The organism is Thermus sp. FJN-A (assembly GCF_054655095.1).
Window position 1 is genome coordinate 150,339 of record NZ_BAAHSC010000169.1, and the last position, 15,801, is coordinate 166,139.

The 15,801-nt window shown below is 68.6% G+C and carries 15 protein-coding genes; 2 read left to right on the forward strand and 13 right to left on the reverse strand.

Annotated features, from left to right (window positions below):
* Positions 1-49 precede the first annotated feature (49 nt).
* The gene (locus ACYQ0J_RS05070) at positions 50-1,252 is read left to right on the forward strand and encodes a thiolase family protein (protein WP_460171096.1); all 1,203 of its coding nucleotides are present in this window, start codon (positions 50-52) and stop codon (positions 1,250-1,252) included.
* Here ACYQ0J_RS05070 and ACYQ0J_RS05075 read toward each other — a convergent pair.
* From ACYQ0J_RS05075 to ACYQ0J_RS05135, 13 genes are read right to left on the reverse strand one after another with little or no spacing between them, the layout of a single operon-like run.
* The gene (locus ACYQ0J_RS05075; RefSeq protein WP_460171097.1) at positions 1,249-2,799 is read right to left on the reverse strand and encodes a 5-oxoprolinase subunit B/C family protein; all 1,551 of its coding nucleotides are present in this window, start codon (positions 2,797-2,799) and stop codon (positions 1,249-1,251) included. The two genes, ACYQ0J_RS05070 and ACYQ0J_RS05075, sit on opposite strands and share 4 nt — an antisense overlap.
* 30 nt (positions 2,800-2,829) lie before the next feature.
* The gene (locus tag ACYQ0J_RS05080; protein WP_460171098.1) at positions 2,830-3,597 is read right to left on the reverse strand and encodes an ABC transporter permease; all 768 of its coding nucleotides are present in this window, start codon (positions 3,595-3,597) and stop codon (positions 2,830-2,832) included.
* On the reverse strand, positions 3,594-4,400 hold the full coding sequence (locus tag ACYQ0J_RS05085) for an ABC transporter permease (RefSeq protein ID WP_460171099.1): 807 nt from the start codon (positions 4,398-4,400) through the stop codon (positions 3,594-3,596). The genes ACYQ0J_RS05080 and ACYQ0J_RS05085 overlap by 4 nt, the downstream gene beginning before the upstream one ends.
* 40 nt (positions 4,401-4,440) lie before the next feature.
* Positions 4,441-5,535, reverse strand: coding sequence for an extracellular solute-binding protein (locus tag ACYQ0J_RS05090; protein WP_460171100.1), 1,095 nt, complete (start codon positions 5,533-5,535; stop codon positions 4,441-4,443).
* 22 nt (positions 5,536-5,557) lie between these two features.
* Positions 5,558-6,364: a sugar phosphate isomerase/epimerase family protein gene (locus tag ACYQ0J_RS05095; RefSeq protein ID WP_460171101.1), complete on the reverse strand. Its 807-nt coding sequence runs from the start codon at positions 6,362-6,364 to the stop codon at positions 5,558-5,560.
* Positions 6,361-7,368 carry an ABC transporter ATP-binding protein gene (locus ACYQ0J_RS05100; protein WP_460171102.1) on the reverse strand — a complete coding sequence of 336 codons (1,008 nt, stop codon included), beginning with the start codon at positions 7,366-7,368 and terminating at the stop codon, positions 6,361-6,363. The genes ACYQ0J_RS05095 and ACYQ0J_RS05100 overlap by 4 nt, the downstream gene beginning before the upstream one ends.
* Before the next feature lie 25 nt (positions 7,369-7,393).
* Positions 7,394-8,233 (reverse strand): carbohydrate ABC transporter permease, encoded by an 840-nt coding sequence (locus ACYQ0J_RS05105; RefSeq protein ID WP_460171103.1) that lies wholly within the window; start codon positions 8,231-8,233, stop codon positions 7,394-7,396.
* Entirely contained in the window at positions 8,230-9,492 is a 1,263-nt protein-coding gene (locus ACYQ0J_RS05110; RefSeq protein ID WP_460171104.1) for an extracellular solute-binding protein, read from the reverse strand. Before ACYQ0J_RS05110 ends, ACYQ0J_RS05105 begins: the two co-directional genes overlap by 4 nt.
* A gap of 14 nt (positions 9,493-9,506) precedes the next feature.
* A complete protein-coding gene (locus ACYQ0J_RS05115) occupies positions 9,507-10,292 on the reverse strand; it encodes a carbohydrate ABC transporter permease (protein ID WP_460171105.1) in 786 nt (261 codons plus the stop codon).
* A 13-nt stretch (positions 10,293-10,305) separates the two neighbouring features.
* Positions 10,306-11,076: an SDR family NAD(P)-dependent oxidoreductase gene (locus ACYQ0J_RS05120; RefSeq protein ID WP_460171106.1), complete on the reverse strand. Its 771-nt coding sequence runs from the start codon at positions 11,074-11,076 to the stop codon at positions 10,306-10,308.
* A complete protein-coding gene (locus tag ACYQ0J_RS05125) occupies positions 11,069-12,541 on the reverse strand; it encodes an FGGY-family carbohydrate kinase (protein ID WP_460171107.1) in 1,473 nt (490 codons plus the stop codon). Before ACYQ0J_RS05125 ends, ACYQ0J_RS05120 begins: the two co-directional genes overlap by 8 nt.
* Positions 12,542-12,543: 2 nt before the next feature.
* Positions 12,544-13,341 carry a BtpA/SgcQ family protein gene (locus ACYQ0J_RS05130; RefSeq protein ID WP_460171108.1) on the reverse strand — a complete coding sequence of 266 codons (798 nt, stop codon included), beginning with the start codon at positions 13,339-13,341 and terminating at the stop codon, positions 12,544-12,546.
* Positions 13,328-14,068 carry a DeoR/GlpR family DNA-binding transcription regulator gene (locus ACYQ0J_RS05135; RefSeq protein WP_460171109.1) on the reverse strand — a complete coding sequence of 247 codons (741 nt, stop codon included), beginning with the start codon at positions 14,066-14,068 and terminating at the stop codon, positions 13,328-13,330. Before ACYQ0J_RS05135 ends, ACYQ0J_RS05130 begins: the two co-directional genes overlap by 14 nt.
* Before the next feature lie 314 nt (positions 14,069-14,382).
* On the opposite strand from ACYQ0J_RS05135, the gene ACYQ0J_RS05140 reads away from it, so the two are divergent.
* A complete protein-coding gene (locus tag ACYQ0J_RS05140) occupies positions 14,383-15,627 on the forward strand; it encodes an esterase-like activity of phytase family protein (RefSeq protein ID WP_460171110.1) in 1,245 nt (414 codons plus the stop codon).
* The last annotated feature ends 174 nt before the right edge of the window (positions 15,628-15,801 follow it).

Below are 15,801 nucleotides of genomic sequence, written 5' to 3' on the forward strand. Positions count from 1 at the left end.
CGTCCTCCCCTGGCCTAGGCTATTACCGACCGGTCGGTAAGGAGGCAGTATGCCCGAAGCCTGGATCGTGGAAGCGGTAAGGACCCCCATCGGCAAGCACGGGGGGGCGCTGGCCTCCGTGCGCCCCGACGACCTCCTGGCCCACGTTCTCTCCGCCCTCATGGACCGCGCAGGCGTGCCCAAGGAGGAGGTGGAGGACGTCTACGCGGGCTGCGCCAACCAGGCAGGCGAGGACAACCGCAACGTGGCCCGCATGGCCCTCCTCCTCGCCGGCTTCCCCGTGGAAGTGGCAGGCTGCACCGTGAACCGCCTCTGCGGCTCGGGGCTTGAGGCCATCGCCCAGGCGGCGAGGGCCATCTGGGCGGGAGAGGGCAAGGTCTACATCGGAAGCGGGGTGGAGTCCATGTCCCGTGCCCCCTACGCCGTCCCCAAGCCCGAGCGGGGCTTCCCCACGGGCAACCTGGTCATGTACGACACCACCCTGGGCTGGCGCTTCGTGAACCCCAGGATGCAGGCCCTCTACGGCACGGAGAGCATGGGCGAGACCGCGGAGAACCTGGCGGAGATGTACGGGATCGGGCGGGAGGAGCAGGACCGCTTCGCCCTCCTCTCCCACCGGAAGGCGGTGCGGGCCTGGGACGAGGGGCGCTTCCGGGAGGAGGTGGTCCCCGTGCCCGTGAAGCGGGGGAAGGAGGAGGTCCTGGTGGAACAGGACGAGGGGCCGAGGCGGGACACCTCCCTGGAGAAGCTTGCCGCCCTCAAGCCCGTCTTCCGGGAGGGGGGCACGGTGACCGCGGGGAACAGTAGCCCCCTAAACGACGGGGCGGCAGCGGTGCTTTTGGTGGCCGACGACTACGCCAAGGCCCACGGCCTGAGGCCCCTCGCCCGCATCCGCGCCATCGCCGTGGCCGGGGTGCCGCCAAGGATCATGGGCATCGGCCCCGTGCCCGCCACGAGGAAGGCCTTGGAGCGGGCGGGGCTTACCCTGAGGGAGATCGGGCTTATTGAGCTCAACGAGGCCTTCGCCGCGCAAAGCCTCGCCGTCCTCAGGGAGTGGGGCCTGGACATGGAGGACGAAAGGCTCAACCCCAAGGGCGGGGCCATCGCCCTGGGCCACCCCCTGGGGGCCTCGGGGGCCCGGATCCTCACCACCCTGGTCCACGAGATGCGCCAGAAGCAGGTCCCCTTCGGCCTCGCCACCATGTGCATCGGCGTGGGCCAGGGGATCGCGGTGGTGGTGGAGCGCCTTTAACGGGGGCCCTTCCCCACCGCCTCGCAGGGGAAGCGGAGGGCCTTCTTGTGCTTCTCTTCACGATTTACGCCGCTCGTGAATATAAGCTCTGCCCCGGGCCACACCTGCCCCAGGAGCCAGAGATCCCCCGGGTGCACCCGGACGGGCTTGGCGTACCCCCCCAGGCTCCCCTTATCCGCCAGAAGAACCAAGGGCCGCCCGGAGGGAGGCACCTGCACCCCGCCCAGGGGAGTAGCCTCGGAAAGCCCCTCCCCCCCGGGGACGGGAGGGCCCAGGAGCTCCACCCCCATCCGGTCCGCCCGGGCCACGCGGAAGGGTCCGGAGAGAAAGGCCCTCCAGGCCTCCTCCGTGAACTGGGGCCCAGGGAGGAGGCGGAGCCGAAGGGGACCCTCGAGGCCCCCCCCGGGATAGGCCAGGCCCGGGCGGGCGGGGCGCTCCGCCCCAAGCCCCAAGACATCCCCCGCCCGCAGGGGCCTGCCGATCCGGCCCCTCAGGTCGGGGGAGACGGAGCCCAGGAAGGGGCGGGTCTCGAGGGCCCCCGCCAGGGCCAGGTAAGCCCTCACCCCCTTTCCCCGGGGCAGGAAGCGCAGGGTGCGCCCCTTGCGCCAGAGGAAGCTCTGGCCCAAGGCCACCTCCTCCCCCTCCAGCAGGAGGACGAACCCGTGCCCGGCCACCGCCGCCACCAGGTCCCTTAGGGCCGTGAGGACCGGCCCCCGGTAGGCCACCTCCAGGAGGGGGGCGCCGGGCGGGTTTCCCAAAAGCCGGTTGGCCAGGGCCGCGGCCTTTGGGTCCAGGGGGCCCGAGCGGGCCAGGCCCAAATGCCCGGCCAGAAACCGCCCCCCATCCACCACCAGGTCCATAAGGCCCGGCTCCTCCACCCGGAGGGCGGGAAACCGGGGCTCCTCCGGCAGGAGCTCCAGGGGTTCAGGTTCCCTGGGGGTGGGGCCCTCCGCCTCCCGGAAGCGCACCCGGTCCCCGGGACGGAGGAGGAAGGGCGCTTCCCGGTGCGGGTCGTACACCGCCACCAGGGCCGTGCCCAAGAGGTGCCAACCCCCGGGGGAAGGCAGGGGGTAGATGCCCGTCTGCGGCCCGGCCATGGCCACCGCATGGGCGGGCACCCTGGGCCTCGGGTGGGCCCGGCGGGGCAGGCGGAGGGCCTCGTCCACGGGGGCCATGAAGGGGAAGCCCGGGGTGAAGCCCAGGGCGTAGACCCGGTAGAGGGGGGCTTGGTGGCGGCGCTTCACCTCCTCCAAGGAGAGGCCGGTGCGGGCCGCCACCTCGGGGAGGTCCTCGCCGTCGTAGCGCAGGGGGATTTCCACCACCCGCTCCTCTTCCCCAACCCCAAGGGACGCCTCCCGGAGGAGCCTAAGGAGCCGCCCCCGGGAGAGAAACCGCGGGTCGTACTCCAGGTACAGGGTGCCATAGGCGGGCACCGCGTCCAGAAGGCCCCTGGGCGGGTTTTCCAGGAGAAAGCGGCCAAGACCCTGGGCCGAGCGGTTCGCCTCCTGGGAAAGCCCCTCGCCGCAGACCAGGTAGAAGCCCTCCACCCCTTCACTCTAGCGAAGGCTTCGACCAGCCTACCGCCGCCGGAAAAGCGTTAGCCCCACCAGGGCCAGCAAGGTGGCGTACAGGAGGAGGCTAGCCACCGCGCTGGCCGCACGAAAATCCTCCCGAAGGCTTTGGAAGAGCAGAAGTGGAAGGGTTACCGTGCCAAAACCCGCCACCATGCTGGTCACCTCAAACTCCCCCATGGAGATGGCGAAGGCCACAAGGCTTCCGGAAAGCACTGCCGGCAGAAGGTTGGGCAAGAGAACGTACCGCATGCGGGCCCAAAGACCCGCCCCCGAAGCCTGCGCCGCCTCCATGAGCAGGCGGACCTCGAGGCCCGAAAGCCCGGCGTACACCGTCCGGAAGAAGAAGGGAAATCCCAAGGCCGCATGGCCGAGGACCACGATCCACAAGGTCCCCGAAAGGGCCAAGGGGGGCCGGTTGAAGGCGAGGAGAAACCCCAGACCCACGACCAGGGGGGGCACCAGCAGGGGCAGCACCTGGAGAAGCCGCCTAAGCCCCTCCCCTACTCCCCCCGACCAGGTGTAGGCCACGTAGGCGGTGGGCACGCCCACCAACACGTTCAGGAAAACCGCCAGCGCCGCCACGCGCAGGGAGAGGAGCGCGGCCTCCAGGTACTTGGGGTCGGTGAAGATCTTCCGGTACCAGTCCAGGGTGAACCCCTCGGGTAAGAGGCCCAGCCACATGCGGCTGAAGGAGTAGACCACCGGGGCCACCATGGGCAGGAGCAGGTAAAGGAGAAAGAAGATGAAAAGCGACCAACCCAGCCACCTCATCGCCGCACCCGCCTTTCCCACAGGGCCAGCAGGTAAAGGCCCACACCGGTCGTGGCCATGAGGAGGGCCGCCAGGGCCGCGGCCTGGGGCAGGTCAAAGGTGCTCTCCGCCACCAGGCTATAGATCTGCAAGGAGAGGAGGTTCTTGGCGAAGCCCGTGAGGGCCAAGGCGGTGCCAAAGGCCCCCATCATGCCCGCGAAGACAATGGCGCTTCCCGCCAGTATGCCGGGCATAAGGTTGGGCAGGAGCACCCGCACCCAGGCCTGGAAGGGCGTGGCCCCGGAGGCCCGCGCCGCTTCCAAAAGTTCCCTCCCCAGGCTCTCCAGAAGGGGTATCAGGGCCAGGGCAAAGAGGGGGACGTTGTAAAAGGGAAAGACCAAGAGGAGGCCCGTCCAGGTGTACAGGTCAAAGCGAGGCACCCCCAACAGGGCCAAAAGCTGGTTCACCACCCCGTTGCGGCCCAGGAGGACGATGAACCCGAAGGCCACCACCAGGCCCGAGAGGGAAACCGGGATGGCGTAAAGGGAAAGCAGGAGGCGCTTGGCCCGCAAGGGCAGGCCCGCCGTCCAGTAGGCCACGAAGATGCCGCCCACGGCGGCAAGGAGGGTAGAGGCGGTGGCGAAGAGGAGGGAGTTGCGCCAGGCCTCGAGGTAGGCGGGGGCGGTGAGGGCCTTGGCGTAGCGGAGGAAGGTGGGGCCCTCGGGGGAGGCCAGGCTCCGCTCCAGGATGGCCCACAGGGGGTAGGCGAAGAAAAGGGCCAGGAAGAGAAGCCCGGGGACCAGGAGAAGGCGTTCGCCGCGCATGGGAAGGAAAGGGGCGGGGAAGGGCCCCGCCCCAGAACGCTTACCGGATGGTCTCGGCGTAGTACTTCTGCAGAGCCTCCGAGATGGCCTCCTCCTTCTTGTAATCCACGAACCTCACCTTGGCGTAGGCGCTCTTAGGCGGGAACTTGGCCGCCACCTCCTTGGGGAGGTCCACATCGGGCCGAACCGGGGAGACGAACGCCTTAGCGAAGAGCCCTTGGCCGTACTTGGAAAAGATGAACTCCAGGAAGAGCTTAGCCGTGTTGGGATGCGGCGCGTTCCGGGCGGCGATGATCCCCCCGCCGTTAGCCAGGCTGCCGTCTTGGGGAATGACCACCTCGGTGGGGAAGGGAAAGCGCTCCTTCCAGGCCAGGAGGTTGTAGTCGTAGTTGATGAAGATGCCCACCTCCCCCCGCTCGAACTTGGCGGTGGTCACCTTGGGCTCCACGGCCCCGATGACCCCAAGCTTGTGGAGGCGGGCAAAGAAGTCCACCCCCGCCTTGTAGTTGTAGGGGTCCCCGCTCAAGGCGTAGGCCGCGGCCATGATGGTAGCCACCCCGGTGCCCGTGGCCCGGGGGTCTTGGTACTGGATGAGCCCCTTGTACTCGGGGTTCTCCAGGTCCTTCCAGGTCCTGGGCACCTTCTTAACCAGCCGGGTGTTGACGATCCAGCCCAGGGTTCCCTTGTATCCCGTGTACCAGGTGGAACCCTCCTTTCCCTCCCCCTTCTGCCCCGCCGGGAGGGCCGCCCAGGAGGTCACCCGGTAGGGCAGGGTGAGCCCCTCCTCCGCCAGGGTCATGGCGAAGGCGGGCTTGAGGTCGGCGATGTCGTTCTTGCTGGCGTTCTCCTCCCGCATGCGGGCCAGGACCACGGCGCTCCCCATGTCGATGTCCTGCTGGCGGATGCCGAAGAGCCGCTGGAACTCGGCGAAGATCCCCCCGTAGTTGGCCCAGTCGTTGGGCATCCCGTAGGAGTTGATCACCCCACCCTCCGCCCGGGCCTTGGCCGCCAGGTCGCGGATATAGGGGGTGTCCAGCTCCGGGGGAAGCTGCACCCCGGCCTGGGCCAGGCCACCCAAGCCCTTGAAGCCTACCCCTACCGCCAGGGCCACAAGAAGCCCCAAGCCGTATCCCATCCAGTTCCTTGCCTTCATCGCATCACCTCCCGTTTGCCTCGGGGACGAGCCCCGTCAAGGCCAAGCGCTCATGCACCGCCAGGTATTCCTCCGGGCTCCTCGGCGGCAACTCCACCAAAAGGGTGCAGGGAAGCTCCACAAAGGGGCGGAGGGCCTCGGGCTCCGGGGGCAGGTGCAGGTCGTAGCGGCCGTCGTTGGCGTGGGCGTGGACGTGCACCAGGCGGGAACCCAAGGCCGTGCGAAACGCCTCCGGCGGCTCCCCCGCCATCTGGGCGTGCCCCAGGTCCAGGCAGAAGTAAAGGTCGGGCACCGCCAGGAAGCGGGCCATCTCCCCCGGGGTACGGGGAAACTCCTGGGGAGCGGGGAGGTTTTCCAGGGCCAGGCGGACCCCCAGGTCCAAGGCCAACCGGCTCAGGCGGGCGAAGGCCTCCAGGGCCCGCTCCAACGCCTCCTCCCGCAAGCTCCTTTCCGCCCGGCGCAGGGCCTCGTGGGCCGGGGAGAGGCCCTCTGGGGGATAGTCCGTCCAGGGGATGTTCCCGGCATGCACGTTCACGAGCTCCGCCCCCATGCGGGCCGCCCGCACCAAGTCCTCCTCCAGGAGGCGTAGGGAAGCCTCCCGGATGCGGGGCTCGGGGGAGGCGGGATAGACGTCCAGGTAGCGGGCGTGGTAGGTGAGGCGGTACCCCATGGCGCGGGCCTCGAGGACCACCTCCCCCAGAGCTTCGGCTGCCGAACCGGGAACCTCGATGAAGCCATACCGTCCCTCAAGCTTCCGGGCGTACTCCAGGAAGCCCTCGGGGTCCTTGGGTGGCCGGAAGCCCAGGATCATGCCTCCTCCTTCACGAAGGGGGCGGTTTCGGGCAGGCGCAGGCGGACCCTCTCCCCCATCCCCACGGCCTCCTCGGGGGGTACGTCCGCCTTGAGGAGGAGGCCGTCCACCTCCACCTCCAGGCGCACCAGGCTCCCCAGGTAGGTGGCGAGGCGCACCTCGCCCTCCAGAAACCCCTCCGGAGACGGCTTTAAGGCCTCGGGGCGCAGGAGGAGGTAGCCCCTTCCCTCCCCTTCCACCCGCACGGGCCAGGGCCTTTCCCGATGGAAGGTCCCACCCCGGGCCTCCCCAGGCACCAAGACCCCCTGGCCCACGAAGCGGGCCACGAAGGGGGTCTTGGGGCGGGCGTAGATGCCGAGGGGGGTGTCCACCTGCTCCACCCGCCCCTCCCGCATCACCGCCACCCGGTCGGAGAGGGCCAGGGCTTCCTCTTGATCGTGGGTCACGTAAATGGCGGTCAGGCCCGTTTCCCGCTGCAGGCGTTTGAGTTCGCCCCTCAGCTCCTCCCGGATCTTGGCGTCCAGGGCGGAGAGGGGCTCGTCCAAGAGGAGGAGCTTGGGCTCCCGGGCCAGGGCGCGGGCCAGGGCCACCCGCTGTTGCTGCCCCCCGGAAAGCTCCTTGGGGAAACGGCCCTCCAGACCGCTTAAGTGGACCATCTCCAATAACTCCCCGACCCGGCGGCGCACCCTTTCCTCGGGAATCCGCCTCAGGCGGAGGGGAAAGGCCACGTTGCCGAAGACCGTCATGTTGGGAAAAAGGGCGTAGCTCTGGAACACCATGCCGATGGGCCTCCTTTCCGGAGGAAGGTGTTCCACCCGCTCCCCCGCCAAAACCACCTCCCCCTGGTCGGGGCGCTCAAACCCGGCGATGAGGCGGAGGGTGGTGGTCTTCCCGCAACCCGAGGGCCCGAGAAGGCTGAAAAACTCCCCCTCCCTCACCTCGAGGCTCACCCGGTCCACGGCCACGGTGCGCCCGTAGCGCTTGGTCGCCATGCGAAGCTCCACCACAGGGAATCCTTCACCCCCTCTGTCAGGGCTGCGTCAGCCTCCGGTAGTAAAGGGCCACCAGAAAGAGGGTGAAGAGGAGGAGCAGGTAGCCCATGGCGCTGGCCCCGGAAAGGTCCAAACCCAAAAAGGCCTTGCGGTAGATGTAGTAGCTCACCAGGTCCGTGGCCGTGCCCGGGCCACCCCGGGTGAGCACGTACACCAGGTCGTAGGTGCGGATCTCGGCCACGGTCTGAAGGATGAGAAGCACCCCCAAAACGGGAAGGAGAAGGGGAAAGGTAACCCGCCAGAAGGCCTGCCAAGGGGTAGCCCCGTCCACATAGGCGGCCTCCAAGGGCTCCCTGGGCAGGCTCCTGAGGCCCGCCAGGATCACCAGGGCCGCGAAGGAAAGCTGCTGCCACACGTCCACCAGGGCCAGGGTGAGGAGGGCCAAGCGGGCGTCCCCCAGGAAGTCCCGCCCCCCAAAGAGGTAGGCCAGGATGCCCAACTCCGGGTGCAGGATCATCTTCCAGATGAGCCCCACCCCCACCGGGGCGATGAGCATGGGCAGGCTCACGGCAAAGTAGTGGAGGCCCTTGAAGGGGAGCTTTTGGTTCAGGAGGACGGCCAGCAGGAGGCCGAGGGCCAGGGTGAGGCCCACGGTGAGGGCCACGTAAAGGGCGGTGAGGCCCAGGGCGTGGAGGAAGTAGGGGTCGCGAAAGGCTTCCCCGTAGCGCTGGAAGCCCACGAAGGAGGCCTCCCGCCTGAGGAACGAGTAGTCCGTGAGGGAGAGGCGCAGGGCGTAGAGGAGGGGCAGGCCCACCACCCCGGCCAGGACCAGAAGCCCCGGCAGGGCCAGGAGGAGGCCTGCCCCTTTCCCCTTCACCGCAAAAGCCCCGCCTTCTTGAGGAGGCCCTCGAGGCCCTTCGCCGCGTCCTGAAGCGCCTGCCTAACCCCCTTCTGCCCCGCCGCGGCCAGGCTCACCTCGCGGCCCACCACGTCCTCCATCTCCGCCGTGTAGGCGAAGATGGGCACCTTCTTCGCCTGGGCGATGATCCGCTCCGCCTCCCTGTAGTAGGGGTAGCGCTTTAGGACCTCGGGATCCTGGAAGGCGTCCTTGCGGGTGGGGGCGTGCCCCCGCAAAGCCCGCTCCCGCACGATGGCCTTGGACTCCACCCAGGAGATGAACCGCCAAGCCGCTTCCTTGTTGGCGCTGTTTTTGGGAATGGCCCAGCCCCAGCCCCCGTTCACCCCGCTCCCCCCGGGCATGGGCGCCAGGGCCACCTTGCCCGCCACCTTGGGGCACTGTTTGGGGTCGTCCAGCTGGGGAAGCATCCACCAGTAGGTGATCATGCTGAAAGCCCCTCCCTGGCACATGACCCGGAAGGTGTCGTCCAGATTGGCGTTCAGGGCCCCCTTCTGCGCCCCCTGGCGAAGGTTGCGCACGTAAAGGGTGAGGGCCTTTTCCCCTTGAGGGGTGTTCAGGGTGACCCGCCAGTTTTTGTCCACGTAGTCCCCGCCCGCGGCGAAGAGGTAGTTGGAGAACTCCATAAAGTTGGGGTCGCCCCGTTGCCCCTGCATGGCCGCCCCCGCCACCCCGGCGTGCCTGGCCATGAAGAGGGAAAGGTCCACATACTCCTCCAGGGTCTTGGGCAGGGCCAAGGGCCGCCGGTACTGGGCCCGGAACCGGTCCTGGAGGTCCTTCCTGGCCAGGAGGTCCTTCCGATAAATGAGCCCCATGGCGTAGTTGTACATGGGGATCATGTAGAGGGTGCCCCGGTAATAGCCCACCAGGTCCAGCATGGAAGGGTAGTAGGCGGAGAGGTCAAACCCGCTGGCCTTCACGAAGGGTTCTAAGGGTTCCAGCCACCCCGCAGCCGGGAACTCCCCGGCCCAGAGGAAGTCCACCTGTAGGAAGTCGTAGGCGCTTTGCGGGGCCAAGAGCTGGGCCACCAGCTTGTCGTGCATGGCCGAATACTGGACCTTCTCAAACTCCACCCGGATCCCCGTTTCCTTCTCAAACTGCGGAAGGAGTTCCTCGATGATCCGGGTCTCGGGCACGTCCTCCATGAGGGCCCGGAGGACCACGCCCTGGGCCAGGGCAAGGCCCATCGCCAGTGCCGCAACCGCAAGCATTCGCCTCATCGCCGCCACCTCCTTCACTTCACCGCCCCCAGGGTGAGACCTTCCACCAGATACCGGTCCACCACGCGGGCGAGAAGGGCCACGGGAAGAACGGACAGCACCACCCCCGCCGCCACCTGGGCGAAGAGGACCCCCCGCTGGGTGATGAGGGTGGAAAGGGCCACGGGGATGGTCTGGGTCTCCCGCCCGGAGAGGAGCAGGGCAAACAGGAATTCGTTCCAGGAGATAAGGAAACCCAGCACCCCCGCTGCGAACAGGCCCGGCGCGGAGAGGGGAAGGACCACCCGGAAGAAGGCCAGGAGGGGGGTAGCCCCGTCCACGTAGGCCGCCTCCTCCAGCTCCCGGGGGAACCCCTGGAAGAAGCCCATGAGGAGCCAGGCCATGAAGGGAAGGGCAAAGGCCAGGTAGGCTAGAACCAAGGCGGCGAGCGTTCCGGAAAGGGCCAGCTCCCGGAAGAGGGCGAAGAGGGGGAGGGCTAAGACGATGGGGGGAAGCATCTGGGTGGCCAAGACGGCGAAGCGGAGGCCATGCCCTCCCAGACGGTAGCGGGCCAGGGCGTACCCCAGCCCCGCCGCCAGGGGCAGGCCCACCAACACCACCAGGGAGGCCACCAAAAAACTGTTGCGGAAAGCCTGGCCAAAGGGCCCCTCCAGCACCCTGATGAAGTTCTCCAGGGTCCAAGGACCGAAGGCGGGAGGCAGGGCGTAGGCCAGCCCCTCAGGGAGGAGGGCGCTCCGCAGGGTCCACAGGAGAGGGAGAAGGAAGGCCAGGCTGAAGGCGAAGAGGAGAAGGTTGGCCAACGCCCGGAGGGGCTTAAAAGATCCAGGCCCCACCGTTCACCTCCAAGGCCTCCCCGGTGATGAAGTCCGAATCGGGCCCCGCCAGGAAGCTCACCGCCCCCGCCACGTCCTCGGGCGTTTCCAGGCGGCCCAAGGGGGTTTGGCGCACGTAGTCCTCGAGCACCGCCTCCGGGGGGATACCCCGAAGCCTGGCCTCCCACGCCACCTCCCGGGCCTGCATGGAGGTTCGGACGAAACCCGGGTTCACCGCGTTCACGGCGATCCGGTAGGGGGCCAGTTCCTTGGCCGCCGCCTGCACCAGGCCCAGCACCGCAAACTTGCTGGCGGAGTAGTGGGCGAGGAGGGGGGCCGCCTGGCGGGCGGCCATGGAGGCCGTAACGATGATCTTACCCCTGAGTTCCCGTCCCGGCATGGGCGCCTGGTCCACCATGCCCCGGGCGAAGGTCTGGAGGGTGAGGAAGGTGCCCTTGGCGTTCACGCGGAAGTTGAAGTCCCACTCCTCCTCCGTAAGGTCCAGGAAGCGGTTCATGGTGGAAACCCCGGCGTTGGCCACCAGCACGTCCAGGCGGCCGTCCTCCGCGAACACCCGGGCGCGGGCCGCCTCCAGGTCCGCCCTTTGGGTCACGTCCACCCGGAGGTAGGGCATGCCCAGCTCCTCCCCCACCCGCCGCGCCGCCTCCAGGTCTAGGTCCGTGACATAGACCTTGAAGCCGTCCCGCGCCAACCGCCGCGCGATGGCTTCCCCGATGCCCGTTCCCGCTCCGGTGACCAGGGCGTTAAGCATAGGCACCTCCGAGCTTGGGATAAAGGTCCTTGAGCCTCCGGTAGGTCTCCCGGTAAAGGGGATAAAGCTCCCGATAGACCTGCGTCCAACCGACCTCGGGTTCGGTGACCCCGGCCACCTCCCGCTTTAGGTCCTGGAACCCCCAAAGCCCCGCGGCTACCCCCGCCAGGAAGGCCACCCCGTAGGCGCTTCCCCGCTCACCCCCCGCCAGGTGGTGCACGGGGGCTTCCAGGACGCTGGCCAGGACACGCCGCCAGAGGGCGCTCCTCGCCCCCCCATCCATCACGAAGTACCGCTCCACCCTATGGCCCCTGCCCTCCAGCACCTCCACGTGGTGCCGGTAAGCGTAGGCCACCCCTTCCAGCAGGGCCCGCCAGAGGTGGGCGGGGGTATGGGCCAGGGTCAGGCCCACCACCGTGCCGCGGGCCTCGGGGTCGTGGATGGGGGTCTTCTCGCCCAGGAAGTAGGGGAGGACGAGCAACCCTTCTCCTCCAGGGGGCACGGGCTCGGCCTCGAGGTCCAGCTCGGCAAAGCCCACCCCCGGCCGGAAGGCGTCCCGGAACCAGCGGAGGAGGCTCCCCGTGGTGGCCATGCAGCCGTTCAGGACAAAGAGGCCGGGCACGTCGTGGAAGTCTATGAAGAGTTCCCGCACGGGGTCAAAACGGTCCACCGCATAGAGGAAGTCCCCCGCTCCCCCCAGCTTGATGACCGCCTCCCCCGGGACCAGGAGGCCCGCGGCCAAGGCGGCGGCGATGTGGTCGGCACTCCCGGCGATCACGGGGAGGCCCTCGGGGAGCCCCGTGACCGCGGCCGCCTCCCGCGTGAGCCCCCCCACCACCTCCAGGGGGCGCCGGACGGGGCCGAGGAGGACAGGGTCGGCCCCCACGGCCTCCAGGACCTCGGCCAACCACGTCTCCCCCTGGGGGTCCCAAAGCCCCGACTCCAGGGCCCAGTTGGCCTCCTGGTAGCGCACCCCTGTGAGGCGGAACGTCACGTGCTCGTAAGAACCCGAGACCCAGCGCACCCCCGCCCACACCTCGGGCCGGTGCCGGCGGAACCAAAGGAGCTTGGGGGCCACCACCTGCTGGTTCCAGGTGGCCCCCGTGCGGGCGAAGAGCCAGTCGTCCCCAAAGCGCCCTTTGAGCTCGAGGATCTCCGCCACGGCCCGGGCATCGTTTTGCAGGGGCGCGGGGGCGAGGGGCCTGCCCCGGGCATCGTGCAACACCAGGGCGGGCACCATGCCGGAGACCCCAAGGCCCCTTATCCTCCTAGGGTCCAGGCCTGCCAGCACCCTGCGCAGGCCTTCCACCACCCCCTGCCACCAGGCCTCCGGATCCTCTTCGGCGAAGCCCGGGCGGGGGGTGAGGAGGGCATGGGGGTGTTCCCAAGAACGGAGGGGACGGGCCTCCTCGTCCAGGAGGAGAACCTTGACCGCCGTGGTGCCCACGTCCACGCCCACGACCACGCCTACCCCCTTGCCTGCCGCACGGCCGCCATGAAGGCCCGGGCCCGCTCTGGGTCCACCTCGTTCCAGGTCACCCCATCCCGCTTCAGGGCGGTGCCCACGATGACCCCGTCCGCCACCTCCAAGATCTCGGCCACCGTCTCGTGGCGTACCCCGGTGTTGGCCAAGACGGGAACCCCAGGAAGGGCCTCCTTGACCGCCCGCAGGTGCTCCAGGGACACCCCTTCCCCGGTCATGGGCCCCGAGACCAGGATGGCGTCGGCGAGGCTGGAAAAGACGGCGCTCCGGGCCCGCTCGGGCAGGGGCCGGGCATCCAGGGGGGAGGCGAACTCGGCGGAGATGTTGTAGAGGAGGAAAAGGTCGTCCCTTAGGAGCCGCTTGCGGTAACGCAAAGCCTCCGCCGCCCGTCCCTGCCAAAGGCCCATGTCCGAACCGTAGAGGCCGGTGAAGATCTCCCGGGCGAAACGGGCCCCCGTGGAGGCGGCCAAGGCCATGGTGGCCAGAGGGTCCCACAGCACGTCCACCCCAAAGGGAACGCGGATGAGGGACCGGAGGCGCCCGATCACGTAGGCCATGGCGGCCACGCTGGCCCGGTCCACGGAGAGCTCGTAGGGCCGGTCGTTCTCGTTGCCAAACATGACCGCATCCACCCCGGCCTCCTGCAGGACCACCAGGTCCCTTTGGGCCGCGGCCACGATGGCCTCCAGGTCTCCCTCGTAGAGGGGGGTGCCCGGCAAGGCCTTCAGGTGCACCATGGCGATCACGGGCTTGTGTCCGAAAATGGCTCTAAAGCGTTCCACTCACCACCTCCACCTTGACCCGCTCGCGAAGGGCAGGCTCCTCCAGGTCGGTGATCACCAGGTCCAGAGCCTCGAGGGGGGCCACGAAGGCGGGGGCGCGCTTGCCCCACTTGCTCCGATCGGAAAGGAGGATGGTGCGCCCGCTCACCGCCATGGCCTTGCGCTTCACCGCAGCCTCCTCAAAGGTATGGTTCGTGACCCCCTCCAGGTGGAAGGCATCCGCTCCCAGGATGAAGAGGTCCGCCCGCACCTGCCCCAGGAGTTCCTCCGTCCAGGAGCCCACCAGGCTGTAGAAGCCGTTCCGCACCCTTCCCCCGGGTAGGAGGACCTCGGTGGCCCCCTGGGCCAGGGCTTGGGCCACGGGGAGGTCCAGGGCCACCACCTTAAGGGGCCTCCCCGCCAGAAGGCGGGCCAGGGCCAAGGTGGTGGTGCCCGAGTCCAGGATCACCGTAGCCCCATCCGGCACCAGGGCGGCCGCCCGGTGGGCGATGGCCTCCTTAGCCCTGGGATTGCGGCGAAGCTTTTCCACATACAGGGGCTCTTGCTCCGGCAGGAGCGCCCCTCCGTGTTCCCGTTGCAAGAGGCCCTGCCGGGCTAAGACCGCCAGGTCGCGGCGCACCGTGGCCTCCGAAACCCCCAAGTGGCCCGCCAGTTCCCGGGTGCTCAGGGCCCCGTGCCGACGCAAAAGCTCCAGCAACTCCCGACGTCGATGGGCTGCTATGGCCATTCTTGTGCGCGATTTTAAGCAAAAATGAGCGATATTGTCAAGGGGGCTGGCTTGCCCCCGGTTTTCCCCGAGGAGGAGGGGGCTTTACGGCCTACGCCCGCAGGGTCAAAAGCTTCGGCCCCGAGGAGCCCTTCTAGAAGGCCAGCATGACCAAGACGGAACGGCGCTACGAACCTGGGTACGGGGGCCTACAGCTGGGATCTTCTTCGAGTTCGCGTGCCCGGGCCCTAGGCACCGCGGGAAGGACCACGATGCCCCCCAAACATGAAAGGCCTGACCGTGGCCTGACAAGCTCAACCTAGGCTTGGGCCCGTATGAAGACGCTCTGGCTCCTGCTCCTCGCCCTGGGGTTGGCCCTGGCCCAAGGAGGCCAGGTGGTAGGCGTGTACACCCTCCCCCCCACGCCCATCACCGCCTTAAACCCGCACTTGACCGCGGAAGAAATAGCGGCCGCCTTGCAGGCGGGTTGGCCCACGGACCGCCTGCCCGCCCTGGGCTCGGGACTGGCCTACCTGGGAAACGGCCGGTTCGTGGGGCTCACGGACCGCGGCCCCAACGGGGACTGCCCTGGGGGCAAGTCCTTCCCCCTGCCCCGCTTCGCCCCCACCCTGGCCCTTTTCCGCCTCGAGGGCCGTGAGATCAAGCTGGAAAGGGCCCTGCCCTTGAGGAACTTGGGAGGCAAGCCCATCACCGGCCTGCCCAACCTGCCCGGGGAGGACGTCCCCTTCACCGACAAGGGGTGCCAGGGGCGCCTCCCCCTTGACCCGGACGGCCTGGACCCCGAGGACGTAGCCGTGGGCCCGGACGGGGCCTTCTGGTTGGTGGAGGAGAACTCCCCTTCCCTGGTCCACGCGGACCCCGAAGGCCGGATCCTCATGCGCTACACGCCCCAGGGGGTACGCCTGAACGCCAGCTACCCGGTCCGGGACATCCTGCCTCCCATCCTGCGCCAGCGCCGCAACAACCGGGGCCTGGAGAACCTGGCCCTCTCGGGGGACCGCAAGACCGCCTGGATCCTCCTGCAAAGCCCCATCGGCTCCACCAAGGACCCCGCCTTTGACGGGAGCCTGGTGGCCCGGGCGGTCCGCCTGGACGTGAGCGACCCCTTGAGGGCCCGGGTCACCGGGATGTACCTCGTGCCCTTCTCCGACCCCAAGGACTACCCGAAGCCCAACCGTCCCCGGGACCTGAAGTATAGCGCCGCCACCTGGCTCAAGGAGGAGAAGCTCCTTCTCCTGGAGCGGGCGGAGGGAGGGGCCCGCATCTTCCTCGTGGACTTCGCCAAGGCGACCAACCTCCTGGAACACCCCGAGGGGTCAAGCCCCGAGCTGGACAAGGCGGGGGTGGACTACCGGGCCAAGGGCATCGCCCTCCCCGAGCGGCGGCTCCTCCTGGACACCTGGAGGCTTCCCGAGATAGACACCGACAAGCTGGAGGGCCTGGCCCTCTTGGAGGACGGCCAGACCCTGGCCATCGCCAACGACAACGACTTCGCCATCACCGGCACCGAGGGCCCCTTCCGCATCTGGCTCGTGCGCCTGGGCGAAAAGCTTCGCTAAGCCCCGCTGCTCTGGCCTCGGGTGTGGGGGGATGGGGCCCAGGAGACCTTCGGCGGTAGATGTGAGGGAGCCTCTCCTGGATAGCCTTCCCCTTCCCTCCGGAGCATCGAGGGTTCGTGCGGCATGGCGGCCAGGGAGGGCCGAAGGGAAGAGCCCCTCTCCCAGGGGACCTAG